Below are 550 nucleotides of genomic sequence, written 5' to 3'. Positions count from 1 at the left end.
CGCCAAGTTCGACGCTTGGCGGCACGTCTGCGCGAACAAGGACCGCCGGGGTTGAACTTGAACGGCGTCGTTCCTGATAACGCACGGTTGGACGCGCAAAACCTGCCGAAAATCCGCATGCCGAACCGAAACGGCTTCGTGTCGAATCTGCAGCCCACAGTACGTTGAATGCCCTTGCCTGCTCGCGCTGACGATCCACGTTGCTAAGCGTTTGGATTCGCGACCGCCCGTTTTTAGTATTGTTCTGCAGCCGACTGCGTGCACCGGCACTTCGCGTGTCTTTAAATCGCCTGGCTTCAGCTAAGGTGTAGGCGCTCAGCGGGGTCGTCGCTTCTGAATATCATGAGCGTTACTGTGGACACTGCGAGCGCGAATGACGGCCGTCAACGTCGGAGCCGCGCGATATAAACCATCGCACTTGCTCGCTCCTTCAGTTCCAGGGTATCGAAGGACCGAAAGACCGGTTGCGCGGTAGTCGAGCGATGCTTGGTTGATGCAGGTAACAAAGTACTTCCAAATTCCAATGTACGGAAGCATACGGTAATCCTGT

The sequence above is a fragment of the uncultured Caballeronia sp. genome, from assembly GCF_964243625.1.
In the GTDB taxonomy this organism is placed as follows: Bacteria; Pseudomonadota; Gammaproteobacteria; order Burkholderiales; family Burkholderiaceae; genus Caballeronia.
This window is presented reverse-complemented; position numbering follows the sequence as displayed.